This is a genomic window from Subtercola sp. YIM 133946 (assembly GCF_036553535.1).
In the GTDB taxonomy this organism is placed as follows: domain Bacteria; phylum Actinomycetota; class Actinomycetes; order Actinomycetales; family Microbacteriaceae; genus Subtercola.
The window spans coordinates 99,534-118,748 of record NZ_JAZHPE010000035.1 but is presented as its reverse complement, the minus strand read 5'-3'; the positions used below and the strand labels follow the sequence as shown (position 1 = coordinate 118,748).

Annotated in this window: 19 protein-coding genes and 2 tRNA genes; 14 read left to right on the top strand and 7 right to left on the bottom strand. The window is 69.5% G+C overall.

Annotation, left to right across the window (positions count from 1 at the left end; all coding sequences use genetic code 11):
• Positions 1-159 precede the first annotated feature (159 nt).
• Together recO and V3W46_RS12270 are read left to right on the top strand one after the other, a co-directional pair.
• Entirely contained in the window at positions 160-1,017 is an 858-nt protein-coding gene (recO, locus tag V3W46_RS12275) for a DNA repair protein RecO (protein ID WP_331783402.1), read from the top strand.
• The gene (locus V3W46_RS12270) at positions 1,014-1,832 is read left to right on the top strand and encodes an isoprenyl transferase (RefSeq protein WP_331783401.1); all 819 of its coding nucleotides are present in this window, start codon (positions 1,014-1,016) and stop codon (positions 1,830-1,832) included. Before recO ends, V3W46_RS12270 begins: the two co-directional genes overlap by 4 nt.
• Here the strand turns inward: V3W46_RS12270 and V3W46_RS12265 are convergent.
• A complete protein-coding gene (locus V3W46_RS12265) occupies positions 1,816-2,301 on the bottom strand; it encodes an aminoacyl-tRNA deacylase (RefSeq protein WP_331783400.1) in 486 nt (161 codons plus the stop codon). The two genes, V3W46_RS12270 and V3W46_RS12265, sit on opposite strands and share 17 nt — an antisense overlap.
• Positions 2,302-2,374: 73 nt before the next feature.
• Here V3W46_RS12265 and V3W46_RS12260 point away from each other — a divergent pair, with 73 nt between their 5' ends.
• The 8 genes from V3W46_RS12260 (at position 2,375) to V3W46_RS12225 (ending at position 10,336) form a co-directional block, all read left to right on the top strand.
• Positions 2,375-3,061, top strand: coding sequence for a DsbA family oxidoreductase (locus V3W46_RS12260; RefSeq protein ID WP_331783399.1), 687 nt, complete (start codon positions 2,375-2,377; stop codon positions 3,059-3,061).
• A 365-nt stretch (positions 3,062-3,426) separates the two neighbouring features.
• Entirely contained in the window at positions 3,427-4,635 is a 1,209-nt protein-coding gene (gene dusB, locus V3W46_RS12255) for a tRNA dihydrouridine synthase DusB (protein ID WP_331783398.1), read from the top strand.
• Between the two features lie 25 nt (positions 4,636-4,660).
• Entirely contained in the window at positions 4,661-6,028 is a 1,368-nt protein-coding gene (locus V3W46_RS12250; RefSeq protein ID WP_443069979.1) for a deoxyguanosinetriphosphate triphosphohydrolase, read from the top strand.
• A gap of 9 nt (positions 6,029-6,037) precedes the next feature.
• Positions 6,038-8,134 carry a DNA primase gene (dnaG, locus tag V3W46_RS12245; RefSeq protein ID WP_331783397.1) on the top strand — a complete coding sequence of 699 codons (2,097 nt, stop codon included), beginning with the start codon at positions 6,038-6,040 and terminating at the stop codon, positions 8,132-8,134.
• Between the two features lie 24 nt (positions 8,135-8,158).
• Positions 8,159-8,968, top strand: coding sequence for an ABC transporter ATP-binding protein (locus V3W46_RS12240; RefSeq protein WP_331783396.1), 810 nt, complete (start codon positions 8,159-8,161; stop codon positions 8,966-8,968).
• Positions 8,969-9,051: 83 nt separating this feature from the next.
• Positions 9,052-9,124: transfer RNA gene (locus V3W46_RS12235), tRNA-Asn, on the top strand.
• Between the two features lie 211 nt (positions 9,125-9,335).
• Entirely contained in the window at positions 9,336-10,034 is a 699-nt protein-coding gene (locus tag V3W46_RS12230) for an AzlC family ABC transporter permease (RefSeq protein WP_331783405.1), read from the top strand.
• Positions 10,031-10,336: an AzlD domain-containing protein gene (locus tag V3W46_RS12225; RefSeq protein ID WP_331783395.1), complete on the top strand. Its 306-nt coding sequence runs from the start codon at positions 10,031-10,033 to the stop codon at positions 10,334-10,336. Before V3W46_RS12230 ends, V3W46_RS12225 begins: the two co-directional genes overlap by 4 nt.
• 81 nt (positions 10,337-10,417) lie before the next feature.
• On the opposite strand, the gene def is transcribed toward V3W46_RS12225, so the two are convergent.
• A complete protein-coding gene (gene def, locus V3W46_RS12220) occupies positions 10,418-10,987 on the bottom strand; it encodes a peptide deformylase (RefSeq protein ID WP_331783394.1) in 570 nt (189 codons plus the stop codon).
• A gap of 42 nt (positions 10,988-11,029) precedes the next feature.
• Between def and V3W46_RS12215 the strand changes: the two genes are divergently transcribed.
• Together V3W46_RS12215 and V3W46_RS12210 are read left to right on the top strand one after the other, a co-directional pair.
• Entirely contained in the window at positions 11,030-11,944 is a 915-nt protein-coding gene (locus V3W46_RS12215; RefSeq protein WP_331783393.1) for a DMT family transporter, read from the top strand.
• Positions 11,901-13,295, top strand: coding sequence for a glycosyltransferase (locus V3W46_RS12210; RefSeq protein WP_331783404.1), 1,395 nt, complete (start codon positions 11,901-11,903; stop codon positions 13,293-13,295). The genes V3W46_RS12215 and V3W46_RS12210 overlap by 44 nt, the downstream gene beginning before the upstream one ends.
• Here the strand turns inward: V3W46_RS12210 and V3W46_RS12205 are convergent.
• Positions 13,255-13,328: transfer RNA gene (locus V3W46_RS12205), tRNA-Ile, on the bottom strand. The two genes, V3W46_RS12210 and V3W46_RS12205, sit on opposite strands and share 41 nt — an antisense overlap.
• 335 nt (positions 13,329-13,663) lie before the next feature.
• On the opposite strand from V3W46_RS12205, the gene V3W46_RS12200 reads away from it, so the two are divergent.
• Positions 13,664-14,884: an alpha/beta fold hydrolase gene (locus tag V3W46_RS12200; RefSeq protein WP_331783392.1), complete on the top strand. Its 1,221-nt coding sequence runs from the start codon at positions 13,664-13,666 to the stop codon at positions 14,882-14,884.
• A gap of 117 nt (positions 14,885-15,001) precedes the next feature.
• On the opposite strand, the gene V3W46_RS12195 is transcribed toward V3W46_RS12200, so the two are convergent.
• Positions 15,002-15,646: a PadR family transcriptional regulator gene (locus tag V3W46_RS12195; protein ID WP_331783391.1), complete on the bottom strand. Its 645-nt coding sequence runs from the start codon at positions 15,644-15,646 to the stop codon at positions 15,002-15,004.
• Positions 15,647-15,887: 241 nt separating this feature from the next.
• On the opposite strand from V3W46_RS12195, the gene V3W46_RS12190 reads away from it, so the two are divergent.
• The gene (locus V3W46_RS12190) at positions 15,888-16,391 is read left to right on the top strand and encodes a DUF3145 domain-containing protein (RefSeq protein ID WP_331783390.1); all 504 of its coding nucleotides are present in this window, start codon (positions 15,888-15,890) and stop codon (positions 16,389-16,391) included.
• A gap of 33 nt (positions 16,392-16,424) precedes the next feature.
• Here V3W46_RS12190 and V3W46_RS12185 read toward each other — a convergent pair whose 3' ends face one another.
• The 3 genes from V3W46_RS12185 to V3W46_RS12175 form a co-directional block, all read right to left on the bottom strand.
• The gene (locus tag V3W46_RS12185) at positions 16,425-17,660 is read right to left on the bottom strand and encodes a beta-ketoacyl-[acyl-carrier-protein] synthase family protein (protein WP_331783389.1); all 1,236 of its coding nucleotides are present in this window, start codon (positions 17,658-17,660) and stop codon (positions 16,425-16,427) included.
• 151 nt (positions 17,661-17,811) lie between these two features.
• A complete protein-coding gene (locus tag V3W46_RS12180; RefSeq protein ID WP_116283255.1) occupies positions 17,812-18,060 on the bottom strand; it encodes an acyl carrier protein in 249 nt (82 codons plus the stop codon).
• Positions 18,061-18,159: 99 nt separating this feature from the next.
• On the bottom strand, positions 18,160-19,164 hold the full coding sequence (locus V3W46_RS12175) for a beta-ketoacyl-ACP synthase III (protein WP_331783388.1): 1,005 nt from the start codon (positions 19,162-19,164) through the stop codon (positions 18,160-18,162).
• Positions 19,165-19,215: the final 51 nt, after the last annotated feature.

Below are 19,215 nucleotides of genomic sequence, written 5' to 3'. Positions count from 1 at the left end.
CCACCCCCCTCGACCCCCGCTGGTTGAGTAGCCCGCGCAGCGGGCGTATCGAAACCACCCCCCTCGACCCCCGCTGGTTGAGTAGCCCGCGCAGCGGGCGTATCGAAACCACCCCCGGGCATCCGGAGCAGGGTCAGGGGAGGCAGCGATAATAGGAGGGTGCCCCTCTACCGTGATGACGTCGTCGTGCTGCGCACCCACAAGCTGGGTGAGGCCGACCGCATCGTGACGATGCTGTCGCGGCAGCACGGCAAGATCCGGGCGGTGGCGAAGGGCGTCAGGCGTACGGCGTCGAAGTTCGGCGCGCGGCTCGAACCGTTCATGGTGGCCGACGTGCAGTTCTTCGAGGGCCGAAACCTCGATACCATCACCCAGGCCGAGACGATCGCCTCATACGGAGCCGACATCTCGGCCGACTACGCCAGCTACACCGCCGCCAGCGCGATGGTCGAGACAGCCGACAAGCTCACCGACGCGGATGCGACGCAGCAGCAGTACCTGTTGCTGGTCGGCGCCCTGCGGTCGCTCTCGCGCGGCGAACACGGCTCGAGCCTCACCCTCGACTCGTACCTCCTGCGTGCGCTGTCGATGGCGGGCTGGGCGCCCAGCTTCTCCGACTGCGCCGTGTCGGGGGTGCCGGGCCCGCACTCCGCGTTCGTGGTGCAGCTGGGCGGTGTAGTGAGCGACGAGTACGCCCCGCCCGGAACGCCCCGGCTCGACGCCTCGACGCTCGGCCTGCTCGGTGCGCTGCTGAGCGGTGACTGGGCCGCGGCCGACGCCTCCGCCGACCGGGTCAGGTCGCAGGCGAGCGGCATCGTGGCCGCCTACACCCAGTGGCACCTCGAGCGCGGGTTGCGTTCGCTGCAGCACGTCGACCGCACCACTCCGAACCTGCCGACCCAGCGTGCCGAACAGCTCGCGCGGCAGGCGGCCGTCGCTGTCTCCGCCACCGTCGCTGTCTCCGCCGCCGCCGCTGTCTCCACCCCCGCCGCACCGACCGAAAGCACCACTGCATGAGCCGCGTAGGCAAGACCCACCCCGACGCCGTCGACTTCAAGCCGCTCGACTACACCGGCGTCTACCCGCCCGATATTCCGCGCGCCGAGGTGCCCGCCCACGTCGCCGTGGTGATGGACGGCAACGGGCGCTGGGCCAACGCCCGCGGCCTCACCCGGGTGGAGGGCCACAAGGCGGGCGAGGCGGCGCTGCTCGACGTCGTGGCCGGCGCCATCCAGATCGGTGTGAAGCACCTCAGCGTCTACGCCTTCTCCACCGAGAACTGGAAGCGCTCGCCCGACGAGGTGCGCTTCCTGATGGGCTTCAACCGCGAGGTGCTGCACCGTCGCCGAGACCAGCTGAATGAGTGGGGAGTGCGGGTTCGGTGGGCGGGGCGCCGGCCCCGGCTCTGGGCATCCGTCATCAACGAACTGCAGTACGCCGAACGCCTCACCGCCGCCAACTCGACCCTCACCCTCACCATGTGCGTCAACTACGGCGGCCGAAACGAACTCACGGATGCCGTGCAGCGCATCGCCGCCGAGGTCGCCGCCGGGCGGCTGAAGCCCTCGGGCGTGAGCGAGAAGCTCATCCAAAGGCACCTCTACGTGCCCGACCTGCCCGACGTCGACCTGTTCGTGCGCAGCTCGGGCGAGCAGCGCACCAGCAACTTCATGCTCTGGCAGTCGGCCTACGCCGAGATGGTGTTCCTCGACCGCCTGTGGCCCGACTTCACCCGTCTCGACCTGTGGGAGGCCATCGAGTACTACACCGGCCGCACCCGCCGGTTCGGCGGCGCCGTCGACGCCCCAAACCCGCCTAGCTGCGGGGCTTGAGCGGGTCGGTCAGGTCGGCGATGGTCGCGCCGAACGAAGCAAGCAGGGGGTCGGCGTCGGTGAGCAGGCTGTGGCCGTGCTCGCCGGCTCCGAGCGCCACACGTTTGCCGACCATCCGTTCGTCGGCGTAGACGGGCAGCGCGGTGGTGCTGCCGAGCGGGGTGATCGTGCCGCGCTCGTAGCCGGTCGCCTCGAAGGCGAGGTCGGCGGCCGGCAGAGAGAGCTTGTTCACGCCCAGCAGCGCGCGCAGCTTCGACCAGCTGATCTGCCGGTCGCCGGGCGTCAGCACGAAGAGGTAGTCGCCGTCGTGCCGCTTCACCACGAGCGACTTGATCACGTCGGAGGGTTCGAGACCGAGCAGCGCCGCCGCCGACTCGAGGCTGTCGGCCTGCGGTCGCTCGACGATCTCGATGGCGAGGCCGCGCCGGCGGGCATCCTGTTCGACTCGTTCTGTTCCGGTGAGCGTCATGGTGCTATCTAACCGGATGCCCGGGGCCGGGATTCCCGGGAATAGCCCCACCCGCCCGGCCGTTGCCCTGTGTATGACAGAAGCAATCAAGATCGATGTGTGGTCTGACATCGCGTGCCCCTGGTGCTACATCGGCAAGCGCAAGCTCGAGAACGGAATCGCCGACTACACGGCAGCCGCCGGAGACGAGGCCACCCCGATCGAGGTCGAGTACCACAGCTTCGAACTGTCACCCGACACCCCGGTCGATTTCGAGGGCAGCGAGGTCGACTTCCTCGTGAAGCACAAGGGTTTTCCGCCCAGCCAGATCCAGGGCATGCTCGACCGCGTCACCGGCATCGCCGAGTCGGTCGACCTGCACTACGACTACGACGCACTGCAGCACACGAACACCGTCAAGGCGCACCAGCTGATTCACTATGCGAAGGCGCACGGGGTTCAGCTCGAGGCGAAGGAGCGCCTGTTGAGGGCCTACTTCGTCGAGGGCCGGCACGTCGGCCGCGATGAAGACCTCGCCGATCTCGCCGCCGAGATCGGGCTCGACCGCGACGACGCGCTGCGCTCGTTGCGCGAGAACGAGTACCTGGCGGCCGTTCGGGCCGACCAGGCCCAGGCCATCGAATACGGAATCCAGGGCGTGCCGTTCTTCGTCATCGACTCGAAGTATGGGGTATCGGGCGCACAGGATGCCGCCACCTTCGCTCAGGTGCTGACACAGGTCAGCGCCGAACGCGGCGCTGTGGCCGAGGTGGCGCGATGAGCGGCGGTGGGCCGGAGGTTTCGACCGCCGTGCCTGCGGTGCCTGCGGTGTCGTCTGCGGTGCCTGCGGTGTCGTCTGCGGTTTCGACTGCCGTGCCTGCGTTGTCTCCTGCCGCAGTGCCCGCGGTGTCTCCTGCTGCGCCTGCCACCTCGCTGGTGAGTCTCGGGGCGGCATCGCCGGTGTTCCGCATGCTCGGCGGCGACAGCCCCGATGGGGCCGTCTGCGGAATCGACGGCGTCTGCGTGGTTCCCGGCGAACCTGCGTAAGACTTCCGGGCTTCTCCACAGGCCGTACACCCGACTCGTTCTGCACAGCCGGCGGCACCGCCCGCCCGCGCTCCGCATTCTCTGGGAGAATGGAACCAAATGACCTATCCATCCCTCCTCGCCAGCCCGCCGGCGCCGGTTCGTGCGCCGAAGCTCACCATCGGGCCGATCGAACTCGACGTGCCCGTCGTGCTCGCGCCGATGGCCGGCATCACCAACACCGCGTACCGCAGGCTCTGCCGTGAGTACGGCGCCGGCCTCTACGTCAGCGAGATGATCACCTCGCGCGCGCTCGTCGAGCGCACCCCTGAGTCGCTGCGCCTCATCACCCACCACGAGTCTGAGACGCCGCGGTCGATCCAGCTGTACGGCGTCGATCCCAAGACCATGGGCGAAGCCGTGACGATGCTGGTCGCCGAAGACCGGGCCGACCACATCGACATGAACTTCGGATGCCCGGTGCCCAAGGTCACCCGCAAGGGCGGCGGCGCTGCCCTGCCGTGGAAGAGCGACCTCTTCCGGGCCATCGTCGAGGCCGCGGTACGCGCGGCCGGCGACATCCCCGTCACGGTCAAGATGCGCAAGGGCATCGACGACGACCACCTCACCTACCTCGACGCCGCCCGCGCCGCAGAAGACGCCGGCGTGGCCGCCGTCGCGCTGCACGCCAGAACGGCCGCGAAGTTCTACTCCGGCCAGGCCGACTGGGCCGCCATCGCCACGCTGAAAGAGACCATCACGAGCATCCCCGTGCTCGGCAACGGCGACATCTGGTCGGCCGAAGATGCGCTGCGCATGGTCGACGAGACCGGCTGCGACGGAGTCGTGGTAGGGCGAGGCTGCCTCGGGCGGCCGTGGCTGTTCGGCGACCTCGCGGCCGCCTTCCGTGCCCGCGACGGCGAGCTGACCCAGGCCGAGGCGCTGGCCGCCCGCGCCCACCCCCCGCTCGGCGAGGTGGCCGCCGCGCTGCGCCGGCACACCGAGCTGCTGGTCGACTTCTTCGACAGCGAGGAGCGGGCCTGCCGCGACATCCGCAAGCACGTCGGCTGGTACTTCAAGGGGTACCCCGTCGGCCACGAGGTGCGCGCGGCCCTCGCCATGGTGACGTCGCTCGCCGAGATGGACGACCTGATCGCCACGCTCGACGCCGACACCCCGTACCCGGGCGTCGATGCCGAGGGTCCGCGGGGCCGGGCCGGAACACCGAAGCGCCCCGCTCTGCCGAACAACTGGCTCGCCTCACGCACGCTCGACCAGCCGGGCCTCGCCGAACTGGCCGGCGCCGAACTGGAGCACAGCGGTGGCTGAGCCGGTCGAGCCGGTCGAGCCGGTGTTGACGAGTTCTGCAGTCAGCACGGCCAGCGCTGGCGACCTGGGGTACGACACCCACGACACCGAGCGGCCGCTGCCCGAAGAGCACTACACGCGCCGCAGCGACTTCGCGCGCGACCGCGCCCGGCTGCTGCACTCCGGAGCCCTCAGGAGGCTCGCCGCCAAGACGCAGGTGCTGTCTCCGGCCGCCGACCTCGACTTCGCGCGCAACCGGCTCACGCATTCGCTCGAGGTCGCCCAGGTCGGGCGTGAGCTGGCCGCGAGCCTGGGGCTCGACCCCGACGTGGTCGACACCGCGTGCCTCGCACACGACCTCGGGCATCCGCCGTTCGGCCACAACGGCGAACGCGCCCTCTCGGAGTGGGCCGACGACATCGGCGGCTTCGAGGGCAACGCGCAGAGCCTGCGCATTCTGACGAGGCTCGAACCGAAGGTGTTCGGCCCCGACGGTCGCGGCTACGGCCTCAACCTCACCCGCGCCAGTCTCGACGCGAGCTGCAAGTACCCGTGGGTCTCGGCCTCGTCGGTCACCGACACCAGCGGGCGGCAGAAGTTCGGCGTCTACGCCGACGATCTGCCCGTCTTCGAGTGGCTGCGCAGCGAGGCTCCACCCGGGTCGCTCTGCATCGAGGCCCAGGTGATGGATCTCTCTGACGACATCGCCTACTCGGTGCACGACTTCGAAGACGCCGTGCTGAACGGCTACATCGACGTTCCCGCGCTCGGCAGCCGGGTCGACCATGAAGCACTGGTGACGAGCATGCACTCGTGGGTGGGCGGCTCGTTCAGCCACGACGAACTGATCGCAGCGTTCGACCGGCTCGACTCGCTCGACGTGTGGCTCGACGACTACGACGGCAGCCGGTTCGCGCAGGCCCGCCTGAAGAACCTGACCAGCCAGCTGATCGGCCGGTTCTCGAGCGCCGCCACGCAGGCCACGCGGGCTGCGTACGACGGGCCGAGCCTCATCCGGTACCGCGCGAACGTGGTCGTGCCGCGCGCGGTGGCGGCCGAGATCGCGGTGCTGAAGGGCATCGTCGCGGCCTTCGTCATGTCGAGCACCAAGCGCAAGCCCATCTACCGCAACCAGCGCGTGCTGCTCGTCGAGCTGGCCGAGCATCTGCTGGCCCGGGGCGACGACGAGCTCGACACCACGTTCGCCGCCGATTGGGCCGGCGCGCGCGACGACGCCGGCCGCAAACGCGTCGTCGTCGACCAGGTGGCGAGCCTGACCGACCAGTCGGCCCTGTCATGGCACCGCCGGCTGGTGGGCGAGTCGACCACCACCTCGCCGATAGCACTCACCACGCGCGCGCCCGAGGTACGGTCATCTGTCGCCCGCGTGCACGTCGTCTCACGAGAATCGTAGAATCCGACTATGGCAGGGCTCATTCGGCGCAGCGACATCGACGAGGTGCGCGCGCGCATCAACATCGCCGACGTGGTCGGTGAGTACGTCACCCTGAAGAGCGCCGGAATCGGTTCGATGAAGGGCCTGTGCCCCTTTCACGACGAGAAGTCGCCCAGCTTCCACGTGCGCCCGCAGGTGGGCTACTACCACTGCTTCGGCTGCGGCGAGGGCGGCGACGTCTTCACCTTTCTGCAGAAGCTCGACCACGTGACGTTCGCCGAGGCGGTCGAGCGGCTGGCCGGCCAGATCGGGTTCGAGCTGCACTACGAAGACGGCGGCCAGGCCAGCGACCACAGCAACCGTGCACGCCTGCTCGCCGCGAACGAGGCGGCCCGGGTGTGGTTCAGCGAGCAGCTCACCACCGAGGGGGCGGATGCCGGGCGGCGCTTTCTCGGCGAACGCGGTTTCGACGCCGGCGCAGCCCAGCGCTTCGGGGTGGGCTACGCACCGCAGGGCTGGGACAACCTCGGCAAGCACCTGCGCGGCCTCGGCTACAGCAACGAAGAGCTCAGCACGGCCGGGCTGCTCTCGACGGGCGAGCGCGGCACCTACGACCGCTTCCGAGGCCGCCTGGTGTGGCCCATCCGCGACCAGACCGGGCAGACCGTGGGCTTCGGCGCGCGTCGGCTGTTCGACGACGACAAGGGCCCGAAGTACCTCAATACTCCCGAGACGCCGGTCTACCACAAGTCGCAGGTGCTGTACGGCCTCGATCTCGCCAAGCGCGACATCGCGCGCAGCCGGCAGGTCGTGGTCGTCGAGGGCTACACCGACGTCATGGCGTGCCACCTGGCCGGCGTGACCACCGCCGTCGCCACCTGCGGTACCTCGTTCGGCGTCGATCACATCAAGGTGATGCGGCGCATCCTCGGCGACGACACCTCGGGCCTCGGCGAGGTCGTGTTCACGTTCGACCCCGACGCCGCAGGCCAGAAAGCCGCGCTGCGCGCGTTCAGCGAAGAACAACGCTTCGCAGCGCAGACCTACGTGGCCGTCGCGCCCGACGGGCTCGACCCCTGCGACCTGCGGCTGAACAGAGGCGACGACGCGGTGCGCCGCCTCATCTCGTCGAAGAAGCCCATGTTCGAATTCGTCATCAGGCAGAAGCTGGCGAACTACAACCTCAACACCGTCGAGGGTAGGGCCGCCGCGCTTCGGGATGCCGCACCGGTCGTCGCCGACATCCGCGACCCCGCCCTGCGCCCGGGCTACACCCGCGAGCTCGCACGCCTGCTCGGCGTCGACATCGACGAGGTCTCGCGCGCGGTCGAGGCGGCGCTGCCCGCGGCCGCCGCAGGTGCCGGGTCGGCCTCGGGGGGTGCGCACGCCGCGCGCGGCACCGAGGCGGGCAGGAACGGCTACGGCTCGCGTGGCTCCGACGGCGGGCGCGCGGGCCAGGGCGCGCGCGGTTCCGACGGCGGCCGGAGCGAGTACGGCGCGCGGGGTTCCGACGGCGGGCGAACGGCGCAGAGCGCGCGGGGCCCTGTGGCCGGCCAGGGCGAGCAGATCATCCCGGCCCACATCTTTCCGAGCGCGGCGCCTACGGTCGCAGGGGCGGCTCCTGAGGCGCCGCAGCAGCCCGTGCCCAGCGTCTCGCTGACCTCACTGCCCAGCACGACGGCCGTGCGGCTCGAACGAGACGCGCTGATGGCGATGCTGCAGTATCCCGTAGTAGTCGGCCGCGAGCTGATGGCACGGGCATCCGGAGTCGGCTACACGAACCAGGCGCTGGCCGCCGTGCGCGACGCCATCGCCCGGTCGATCGACTCGTTCGACCGGCCCGACTGGGTGGGCACGGTCGCCGGCAACATCGCTCCGCAGTACGTCGGTCTCGTCGAGCAGCTGGCGGTCGCCCCGGTGCCCGAGCGGCCGGAGCGCGAGCTCGACGTGTACCTGCGAAGGGTGACGTCATCGCTCATCGAACGGCACCTCGTGCGCCGCAAAGAAGAGGTCAAGGGCCAGTTGCAGCGCACCGACGCCGAGGCGTCGCCGAGCGCCTACCGCGCGCTGAACATCGAGCTCATGCAGCTCGAGACCGAGCGGCGGGCCATTCACGTCGACTGAGCGGGCGTTGTTAGGCTCGCAGGCATGAGTGAGCCCGTGCTGCTGGCGTCTGACGTCACGATCGAGTACCCCGCGCACAGCGTGAGCCCCGCCTACACCGCCGTGCGCGGCGTCAGCCTGCGCATCGAGCCGGGCGAGATCGTGGGACTGGTGGGCTCGAGCGGTTCGGGCAAGTCGACGTTCGCCCGTGTCGCGGCCGGGCAGGCCTCGAACGGCCAGCGCGAGTCGCCGGCGCGCATCGTCGGGGGCGCCCTGCGCGTGCTCGGCTACGACCTGCGCAAGGGTGTGCGCGGGCGACGTCTGAACCGGCTCACCTACGGCGTCGGGTACCTGCCCCAAGACTCTGGGGGGTCGCTCACCTCGAACATGACCATCGCCGAATCGGTCGCCGAACCGCTCTTCGCCCGCGACAGGCGCTACAACGAGAAAGACGCGAGCCTGCGTGTCGCGACGCTGCTGGATGCCCTGCTGCTCGCCAACGGAACAGCGCTCAAGCTCCCGCACGAGCTCTCGAGCGGCCAGCGCCAGCGCGTCGCGATCGCCCGGGCGCTGATCCTCGATCCCGTCTTCCTCATCGCCGACGAGCCGACCGCCGGTGTCGACGTCTCGGTGCGCGGGCCCGTCATCGACGTGATCTCGAAGATCCAGCGCGACCGCGGGGCGACCGCGCTCATCGTCAGCCACGATCTCGACGTGCTGCGGCGGTCGGTCGACCGCATCATCGTGATCCACGAGGGCGTCGTGGTCGGCGTGGGCACCATCGACGACGTGCTGGCAGATCCCCGGCATCCGTATGTGGCCGGATTGGCCAGAGCGTACGGAAAACGAGCCTGACAACCCGCTGCAGGGCGGCCGTGAGGGTCGCTCGATTTAGTGAACGGGCGATTCGTGATAATGTAACCAAGCTGTTTCAGCATTCCTCGATAGCTCAATTGGCAGAGCAGCCGGCTGTTAACCGGCAGGTTCTTGGTTCGAGTCCAAGTCGGGGAGCGAAAAGGTCGTCTGGGCTCCACCCCGGCGGCCTTTTTCTGTTCCCGCATTCGATCGAGGCCCTGTGACCACCCCCGCACCACCCGACCCGCCGGCACCACCGGGCCCGCCCGCGCCACCCGACCCGCCCGCAGCACCCGGCCCACCCGACCCGCCGGCCGACGAGCCGGCCGCGCACCAGGCAGCTACCCGCACGGCGACCCGCGCGGCGGTGGCCGTAGGCGTCGCCACCGCGGCATACGGCGTCTCGTTCGGCGCCCTGGCCACGGCGGCCGGCCTCGACGTGTGGCAGACGTGCTTCCTGAGCTTCGTGATGTTCACCGGCGGCTCGCAGTTCGCCCTCGTCGGCGTGCTGGCGGCCGGGGGAGTGGCGGCCGGCCCCTCTGCGGTCGCCAGCGCAGCCCTGCTCGGCTCGCGCAACGTCATCTACGCCCTGCGCATGTCGCCCGTGGTCGGCTCAGGACGGTTCACGAAGCTGTTCGCGGCGCACCTCACCATCGACGAGTCGGTCGCGGTCTCGGTGGCCCAGCCGACCGCCCGAGCCCAACGCGTGGGCTTCTGGGTGACCGGCCTCGTGGTCTTCGTCGGCTGGAACCTCACCACCCTCGTCGGCGCGCTGATCGGCAACCTCATCGGCGACGTCAGTTCGTACGGGCTCGATGCCGCCGCCGCTGCGGCCTTCCTCGGGCTGCTGTGGCCGCGCCTGAAGCAGCTTCAAGCCCAGGCGGTTGCCGTAGGCGCCGGGGTCGTTGCGGCGCTGCTGACGCCCGTTCTAGCGCCGGGGCTGCCGGTGATCGTCGCCGCGCTCGTCGCGGTCGTCGTCGGGCTGACCAACTGGCTGGGTGACAGGGGCGGCCCACCCGGGTCTCAGACGGCCGAGATCAGCCCGATCGAAGGCATGCCGTCGTGACCCTCTGGCAGATCATCATTCTGGCGTCGGTCATCTGCTTCGCGCTGAAGTTCGCGGGCTACCTGATACCACCCGCACTGTTCAGCCGGCCCACCCCTGCGCGCGTCGCCAACCTGCTGACGATCGCGCTGCTCGCGGCGCTGATCGCGGTGCAGACGTTCGGGCAGGGCGAGAAGCTGGTTCTGGATGCCCGTGTGCCGGCCGTGCTCGTCGCCGCCGGGCTCTACGCGCTGAAGGTGCCCTTCATCGTGGTGGTGATCGTCGCCGCGGCGGTGGCGGCGGGCATCCGCGCCCTCACCTGAACGGCGTCGCGCACGCCAGCTGGCCCCGCCTCACGCCCCCGCACGAACCGGCACCGCGCCTGCAGACCAGCCCGCCCCGCCTCACGCCCCGCCGTCGAAGGTGTCGACCCCGGGCATCCAACTCTGGCCGGGACCACCCCAGCTGCGCTTGCGGGCGATCTTCGCCGCAGCCTTCGAGAACGGGTACGGCAGCCGGTCGATGTACAGGTGCCCGTCGAGGTGGTCGTACTCGTGCTGGAAGATGCGGGCCAGCCAGCCCGAGGCCTCGATCTCGTAAGGCACGTTGTCGGCGTCGACGGCGCGCAGCAGGGCCGTGGTCGACCGTACGAGCGGGAACCGCTCGCCCGGAAACGAGAGGCAGCCCTCTTCGTCGGCGTCTTCGGGTTCGATGACCGGCAGCGGGCTGATCAGCAGCGTCGGGTTGATCGCCGTGCCGCTGTGCACGACACCGTCGGGATCGGTGTACTCGAACACGAACAGCCGCAACGGCACGCCCACCTGCGGGGCGGCGAGCCCCACGCCCGGCGCCGCGTGCATCGTGTCGACGAGATCGCCGACCAGCGTCTGCAGCTCTGAATCGAAGCGGGTGACGGGCCCAGCGGGTGCGTGCAGCACCGGGTCGCCCGAAATGCGAATGGGAAGAACGGCCATTCGCTAAGCCTAACGGCGAGACTTCCACGGTACTGTCGACACGTGTCCTCCGACCTCGTGATGGCCTCCGCAGAGCTGAGCCTGAACCCCGCACAGTTCATCGGTATCCCCATCGCCCTCATCGGCGCCGTGTTCCTGTCGTTCGGCGCGCAGCTGCAGCACAGCGGCGTCAAGAAGGTCGAGGCGCGCAGCCAGCAGGTCACCGGCGGCCTTGCTCCGAAGCAGCTGGGCGCGCTCTTCCGCCGCCCCTCCTGGGTGTTCGGAACGCTCATGCTCGGCGCGGCCATCGTCTTCCAGCTCGGCAGTCTCAGCTTCTCGCCGCTCATCGTGGTGCAGCCGCTCGGTGCCGTCGCGCTCGTGATCACGGCCATCCTGAACTCACGGGTGTCGCACTCGAAGCTCAACCGGGCATCCGTCATCTCCATCGTCATGTGCGTCGGCGGTGTGGGCCTGTTCGTGCTCATCGCCGCCTTCAGCGCCGTCGACACGCCCGTCAGCGACCAGCAGCTCGAAACCATCGTCAGCATCATGGGCATCGTTCTCGTCGTGTTCGTCGTGGCGTTCGCGCTGTTCAGAAAGCGCATGAAGGCGTTCGCCTACATCGTGGGCGCCGGGGTCATCTACGGCTTCGTGGCCACCCTCGCGAAGGTCGTCATCAGCCGCCTGCAGCAGGGCGACTTCGAGTGGCTGACGCTGATCTGCCTGCTCGGGATGATCGTGGGGTCGGCCGCGGGGGCGTACCTCATTCAGACGGCCTACACGCTCGGCCCACCCGATCTCGTCATCGCCGGGCTCACCGTCATCGACCCCATGGTGGCGGTCGGAATCGGCATCGCGGTGCTCGGCGAGGCGTCGCAGGCGCCGCCGGTTGCGCTCGTCGGCTTTGTATTGACAGGAATCTTGGCGATACTGGGTGTGTTCGGTCTGTCCAAATACCATCCTCAGAGCGAGCACTAGGAGCCCTCACTTGCCAGCTACTTCCGGAACCGACCCTGCTGCTGTACCCGCAGGCCCCGCGAAGCCCCTGAAAGTCGTCATCGGCGCCGACACGTTCTCGCCCAACGTGAACGGCAGTGCGCGCTTCTCGCAGCGTCTCGCCTCAGGCCTCGCCGCCCGCGGCCACGACGTGCACGTCGTCGCCCCCGCCGCATCGCGCAAGCACGGCACCTGGGTCGAAGAGTACGACGGGCAAGACATCACGGTGCACCGGCTGCGCAGCTACCGCTGGTACCCGCACGACTGGCTGCGCTGGTCTGAGCCGTGGTTCATCAACAAGAACTCCGACCGCATCCTCGAACAGGTCGACCCCGACGTCGTGCACTTCCAGTCGCACATCATCGTCGGCCGGGGGCTCTCGATCGCGGCCCGCAAGCGCGGGGGAGTGCGCATCATCGGCACCAACCACTTCATGCCCGAGAACCTGCTCGAGTTCACCCTGCTGCCGAAGTCGTGGCAGGAGAAGGCGGTGGGCATGGCCTGGCGCGCCGCGAAGCGCACCTTCGGGCGGGCCGACGTGGTCACCACCCCCACCCAGAGCGCCGCCGACTTCCTCGAGAAGTACACTGGGCTCGACGGCGTGCTCGCCATCTCGTGCGGCATCGACGCCGACAACTACACGCCCGACTTCACCCCCCGCACCGAGAACCGCATCCTGTTCGTCGGTCGCGTCACGGGCGAGAAGCAGATCGATGTGCTGATCAAGGCCGTCGGCCTCGTGCCCGCCGACCTCGACGTCAAGCTCGACATCGTCGGCGGCGGCGACCTGCTGCAGAAGCTCGAGAACCAGGTGAAGTCGCTCGGCCTCTCCGACCGCGTGCACTTCACCGGCTACGTCACCGAAGAAGAACTGCGCGCCTCGTACACCCGCGCGACCCTGTTCGCCATGCCGTCGATCGCCGAGCTGCAGAGCATCGCGACCATGGAGGCGATGGCCTCGGGCCTGCCCGTCGTCGCCGCCAACGCCATGGCGCTGCCGCACCTCGTCAAAGACGGCCAGAACGGCTACCTCTTCGAGCCGGGGGATGCCCAGCAGCTCGCCGACAAGATCGAACTGCTGCTGCGCCTGCCCCAAGACGAGCTCGACGCGTTCAAGCGCGCGTCGCTGAAGTACATCGAGGCGCACGACCTGCAGCGCACCATCATGACCTTCGAGCAGCTCTACCGAGGCGCCTCCGAGGTCGACACGGCCGCCCTCGACGCAGAACTCGCGGCCGAGGCGGTCGCGGCCCACGAGCTGGCCACGACGCACGAAGCCTCTGCTGCACAGGTGGGGCGTGCGGGACTTGAACCCGCGACCGACGGATTATGAGTCCGCTGCTCTAACCAGCTGAGCTAACGCCCCTGAGCGGCACCGAGGGTGCTGTCGCCGCCCCTCCACGATACAGGGTGCCGGGCGGTGGTCTGCGAACGACGCACAGTCGACGAATTGTCACAACAGGATTGACTCGTTGCCGTACGGCAACTATCGTTGCAGCAGCGGTTCGGGGCTGGGTGAGAAGACCGGGCCGTAGGGGAGAGTTCTACCGACCGATTGACGTGGTGCGGTGCTGTGGCGTGATGCTGTGGCGCTGTGCTGTGGCGCTGTGCTTAGGGCGCAGAGCCGCATCGCAGTGCGGGCGCAGTGCTACGGCGCAGTGCTGCGCTCTTTCGGCCGGGCATTTCGTGAAGGCGACAGCAATGACATACCTGACCCATGACATCCCCGTCGCCGGCGGCCTGCTGCGCGTCGCCGAGTGGCGGCCCGACGGGTTCGCGCCTGGTGACGCTGGCCGCGCGGGGTACGCGCCCGGTGACGCTGGCCGCGCGGGGTTCGCGGCCGGTGACGCTGGCCGCGCAGGGTTCACCCCTGGCGGCGACGAGGTGCCGCTGATCGTCGCGCTGCACGGAATGACCGGGTCGCATCTCTCGTGGCAGCACCTCGCCGCACAGCTTCCGCACGCGCGCATCATCGCGCCCGACCTGCGCGGCCGGGGGCGCAGCGCCGACCTGCCCGGCCCGTACGGAATCGCCGGGCACGTCGCCGACCTCCTGGCCGTCGTCGCCGCGCTGCGACTGACCCCCGAGGCGTCACCAGCCACGCTCATCGGCCACTCGCTCGGCGCGTTCGTCGCGGTCGCGGCCCTGCGAGAGGCACCGCAGCTGTTCGGGCGGGCCATCCTGGCTGACGGCGGGCTGCCGCTCACCGTTCCGCTGAACCTGCGCGACGACGACCTGGTCGAGGCCGTGATGGGAGTCGCCGTGGCCCGCCGCACCGAGCTGACGTTCACGAGCAAGCAGATCTACCGCAAATTCTGGCGGCTGCACCCGGGCTTCGCCGCCTCGTGGAGCGACGAGCTCGGCGTAATGGCCGACTACGACCTCACCGAGACCATCGCCGCCGACGGTTCGCTGCAGTACCGCCCCGTCTCGTCACGCGAGGCCATCGAGGCGGATGCGCGCGAGCTCTACGGCAGCCACGCCATTCTCGCGGCCCTCGCCGCGGCAGGTGCGGGTGGCGGCATGGGCGCGGCAAGTGCGGGTGGCGGCATGGCTGCGGCCGGTGCGGGTGGCGGCATGGGCGCGGCCGGTGCGGGTGGCGATGGGGTCGCGGCCGGTGCGGGTGGCGGCACGGGCGCCGCCGGAGCGAATGGTGACAGCGAGTCTCCCGGCCATCCGGGCGCAGGCAACGGCACCACGACGTCACCACGCCCCCGCGTCACCGTGCTGACGGCGGCGCGTGGACTGCTGAACGAGACCCCGGGCGTCTACAGCCCGCGCGAGATCGCAGCATGGCAAGCGGAGTTTTCGTGGGTCGAGTTCGTCGAGGTACCGAACGTCAACCACTACAGTCTCGTGCTCAGCGCACGCGGCGCCAAGGCCGTCGCCCGCGAGTACAACCGCACCCTCATCCCGGCCTGAGGGCGGCGGTACCAGACCGCGACTCCGGTCAGCTCCCGCATCCCGCGAACGTGGTGTTACAGCGCGACTCCCGTCAGCGCCCTCACCCGCGCGAAGATTGTAGTCGTCAGCGCCTGGTCACACACTGAGCGCTGCGGGCCTACGACCACGCCGCGGCCGCACGGAGCCGAGAGGCGACGGAGCGGGCGGCTGCGCCTCCAGCTCATCGAGCCAGGCCAGGGCGGCCGCGGCGACGAGCCGGTCGGCCGACGCCGCCAGCGCGGCGGGCGAGGCGGTGGCTGGAGCGGCCGACGCCGTCAGCGCGGCGGGCGAGGCGGCGGCGGGCGGGGCGGCGGCTGGAGTGGGTGCGGCGGGGGAGCCCGCCGACGGGGCGGATGAGGAGGGCCGAGCATCCACTGCGGCCCACGCGGCACGGTAGGCCGCACAGAGGGCCGACGGCGAGCGACCAGGCAGGGAGGCGGCCAGCAGCACGTGCTGCACCATGTCGACGAAGCCGGCCGCCGACGCCGGGCCCGCCGACGCCAGCCAGAGCTCGGCCTCGTCGCGGCCATCCGGAGTCAGCTGGTAGAGGGGCAGGCCGTCGGCCGTCGTGGCGGGCGAATCGACCAGGCCCGATGCCTTCAGCCGCGCCAGGGTGGAGTAGATCTGCCCCACATTGATCTGGTCGGGCCGGGCGGTGCGGGCCTCGATCTCGGCGTGCAGCTGCAGCCCGTACGCCTGACCGAGGGTCAGCACCGCCAGGATGCTCGCGCGCACAGACATGGGTCGGGCCATCCTCTCTGCCGCAGAACTCCGGGCGGTCGTGCCAAAGCTCTACCGAGTATACAAAGCACCGAGTTACAACCTTGTGATTTGCCCGTCGCGCCGTCATACTGGTGATGCCGGCGTGAGCCGCCACGCGAGCAGCTTTGGCTGTGCCGCACAACTCAATACGTTCGGGCCATGCGCGAGCATCCATTCACAGGTCGTTGGGGAAGACGTACCTCACGAATGGAGAAAACACATGGTCGCATCAGTCGCACGCGGAGTGGTCTACGTCCACTCCGCTCCCCGCGCGCTCTGCCCCCACGTCGAGTGGGCCGCAGGTCGCGCCATTGGTCGTGCCGTGAACTTCACCTGGATCGAACAGCCGGTGTTGCGCGGCTCACAGCGTGCCGAGTTCTACTGGGAGGGCGCCGCCGGCACCGGCGCCGCCATCGCCTCGGCCCTGCGCGGCTGGGAGCACCTTCGGTATGAGGTCACCGAAGACCCGGCGCCCGGTCGTGACGGCGGGCGCTGGATGCACACCCCCGACCTCGGCATCTTCTTCGCCCAGACCGACAGTGCGGGCAACACGGTCATTCCCGAAGACCGCATTCGCGCGGCCATGGAGGAGGCGGGAACCAACGCGCTCGAGCTGCACCGCGAGCTGCGCCTGGCCCTCGGGCAGGCCTGGGACGACGAGCTGGAGCCCTTCCGTTACGCGAGCGACTTCGCCCCCGTCGTCTGGCTGCACTCGGTCGGCTGACGCGCTGAGGGGCGCAGGGGGTAGAGGGGCGGGCTAGACCGTCTTGAAGGCCGCCACGGCGTTGTGGCCGCCGAAGCCGAAGGAGTTGCTGATGGCGAGCAGGTCGCCGTCGGGCAGGGTGCGCGGCTCGGTGACGACGTCGAGACGAATCTCGGGGTCTTGCTCGGTGAGGTTGATGGTGGGCGGCGCGAGGCGCTCAGACAGGGCCTTGATGACGAAGACGGCCTCGATGGCGCCCGCACCGCCGAGCAGGTGCCCGGTGGAGGCCTTGGTCGCCGACACCGGAATGCCCTCGACGGCTTCGCCGAACACGCGGCGCAGCGCGTTGTACTCCGCGATGTCGCCGACCGGGGTCGAGGTGGCGTGCGCGTTGACGTGCGCAACGTCGGCGACCGAGTAGCCGGCATTGGTGATCGCCGCGATCATGGCACGGGCCGCGGCCGAGCCCTCGGGGTCGGGCGCCGTGATGTGGTAGGCGTCGCTGGTGACCGAACCGCCGAGCAGCTCGGCGTAGATGCGCGCGCCCCGAGCGACGGCGTGCTCGTAGGTCTCGAGCACCACGGCCGCGCCGCCCTCGCCGAGCACGAAACCGTCGCGGGTGACGTCGTAGGGCCGTGAAGCGTGGGCGGGGTCGTCGTTGCGCTTGGACAGGGCCTGCATGGCCGCGAACGAAGCGATCGGCAGCGGGTGGATGCACGCCTCAGAGCCGCCCGCCACGACGATGTCTGCCAGACCGGCCTGGATGTGGTCGAACGCGTTCGCGATCGACTCGGTGCTCGACGCACACGCCGAGACGTCGGTGCGGCTGAAGGCGCGGGCGCCCAGATCCATGCTGATCGCGGCCGCTCCGCCGTTCGGCATGAGCATCGGAACGGTCATCGGCAGCACGCGGCGCGGGCCGCGCTCGCGCAGCGTGTCCCACGCGTCGAGCAGGGTCCACAGCCCACCGATGCCGGTGGCCCAGTCGACGCCGAGGCGCTCGGGTTCGACCTCGGGTGCTCCGGCGTCGGCCCAGGCCTCACGGGCGGCGGTCAGGGCGAACTGGCTGTTCGGGTCGAGCCGCTTGGTCTCCTGGCGGGTCAGCACGTCGGCCGACGGCACGACGGCCTGGCCGGCGAAGGTGATGGGAATCTGCCACTTCTCGACCCACTCGGCCTCGATCGTGCGAGCTCCGGAGACGCCGGAGAGCAGTGCCTGCCAGCTCTCTTCGGCCGTGCCGCCCAGGGGAGAGGTGGCACCGATACCGGTGACGACGATTCGTTTGGTCATGAGAAGAGCTTTCTGTACATCAGGTGAACGGCCGAACTGCGATCTGCACGAGAACTACTGTTCGGTACCACTGGGCACTGTGAAACGACCGGGGCTGCCAGAAGGCGCGCCCCGGTCGTCCATACCGTGCCGGCGTGAGCTGTGGTGAGCCTCAGGCCTGGGCGTTGGTGATGAAGGTGACGGCGTCGCCGACGGTCTTGAGGTTCTTGACCTCTTCGTCGGGAATCTTGACGTCGAACTTCTCTTCGGCGTTGACGACGATGGTCATCATCGAGATGGAGTCGATGTCGAGGTCATCGGTGAACGACTTGTCCAGCTCGACCGTGTCGGCAGCGATACCGGTCTCGTCATTGATGAGCTCGGCCAGGCCGGCAAGTACTTCTTCGGTGGACAATGCCATTTTTGTTTTCTCCTTGGGTGTCATTTGAGGCGACATTCAGTTTAGGTCAGGGGCGGCGACGGCGTTGTGCACCGCGCGCGGTGGGTGGCGAAGCGCCGGTCAGGGCAGAACGACCACCTGGGCGCCGAACACGAGGCCGGCGCCGAAGCCGATCTGCAACGACAGGCCTCCGGATGCCTCGGGATGCTCTTCGAGCAGCCGGTGCGTGGCGAGGGGGATCGACGCCGCCGACGTGTTGCCCGTCGTGGCGATGTCACGCCCGATGAGCACAGACTCGGGCAGCTTCAGCACCTTCGCGAACTCGTCGATGATGCGCATGTTCGCCTGGTGCGGAATGAACGCGGTGAGGTCGTCGGCGGTGATTCCGGCGGCGTCGAGCGCCTGCTGCGCGACCTTCGCCATCTCCCACACGGCCCAGCGGTACACCGTCTGGCCCTCCTGCGACAGGGTCGGCCACTCGTTCTCACCGTTGCGGTAGCCCACATAGGTGCCGCTCATCTTGATGGTGCCCCACTTCGAGCCGTCTGAGCCGAGGATCGACTGCGAGATGCCGGGGAAGTCACTCGGCCCCACGACGGCCGCGCCGGCGCCGTCGCCGAGCAGGAACGAGATGGAGCGGTCGGTGGGGTCGACGAAGTCGGAGAGTTTCTCGGCGCCGATGACGAGCACGTACTCGGCGACCCCCGCGCGCACCAGCGCATCGGCCTGGGCGATGCCGTAGGCGTAACCGGCGCAGGCGGCCTCGACGTCGTAGGCGGCGGCGGTGCCGGCCCCGAGATTCTCGGCGACGAGGGTGGAGATCGACGGCGTCACGACCGGGTTGCTGATGGTCGACACGATGACCGCACCGATCTGCGCCCCGGTGAGGCCGGCCTTCTCGATGGCTTCGCGCCCGGCGATGGTGGCGAGGTCGACCGCCGACACCTCCTTCGGCGCGCGGCGGCGCTCGATGATGCCGGTGCGCTTGCGAATCCACTCGTCTGACGAGTCGATCGCCTCGACCAGCTCGTCGTTGCTCACCACGACGTCGCCGCGGGCCGCGCCCATCGCATAGATGCGCGTGAACTCGGGGCCGTGCGATTGCTGGAGTACGGGGCGAGTCATCGGGTTCCTTGCTGCTTCGGGCGGCGGTGCGTGGGTGAGGGTGCGGATGGA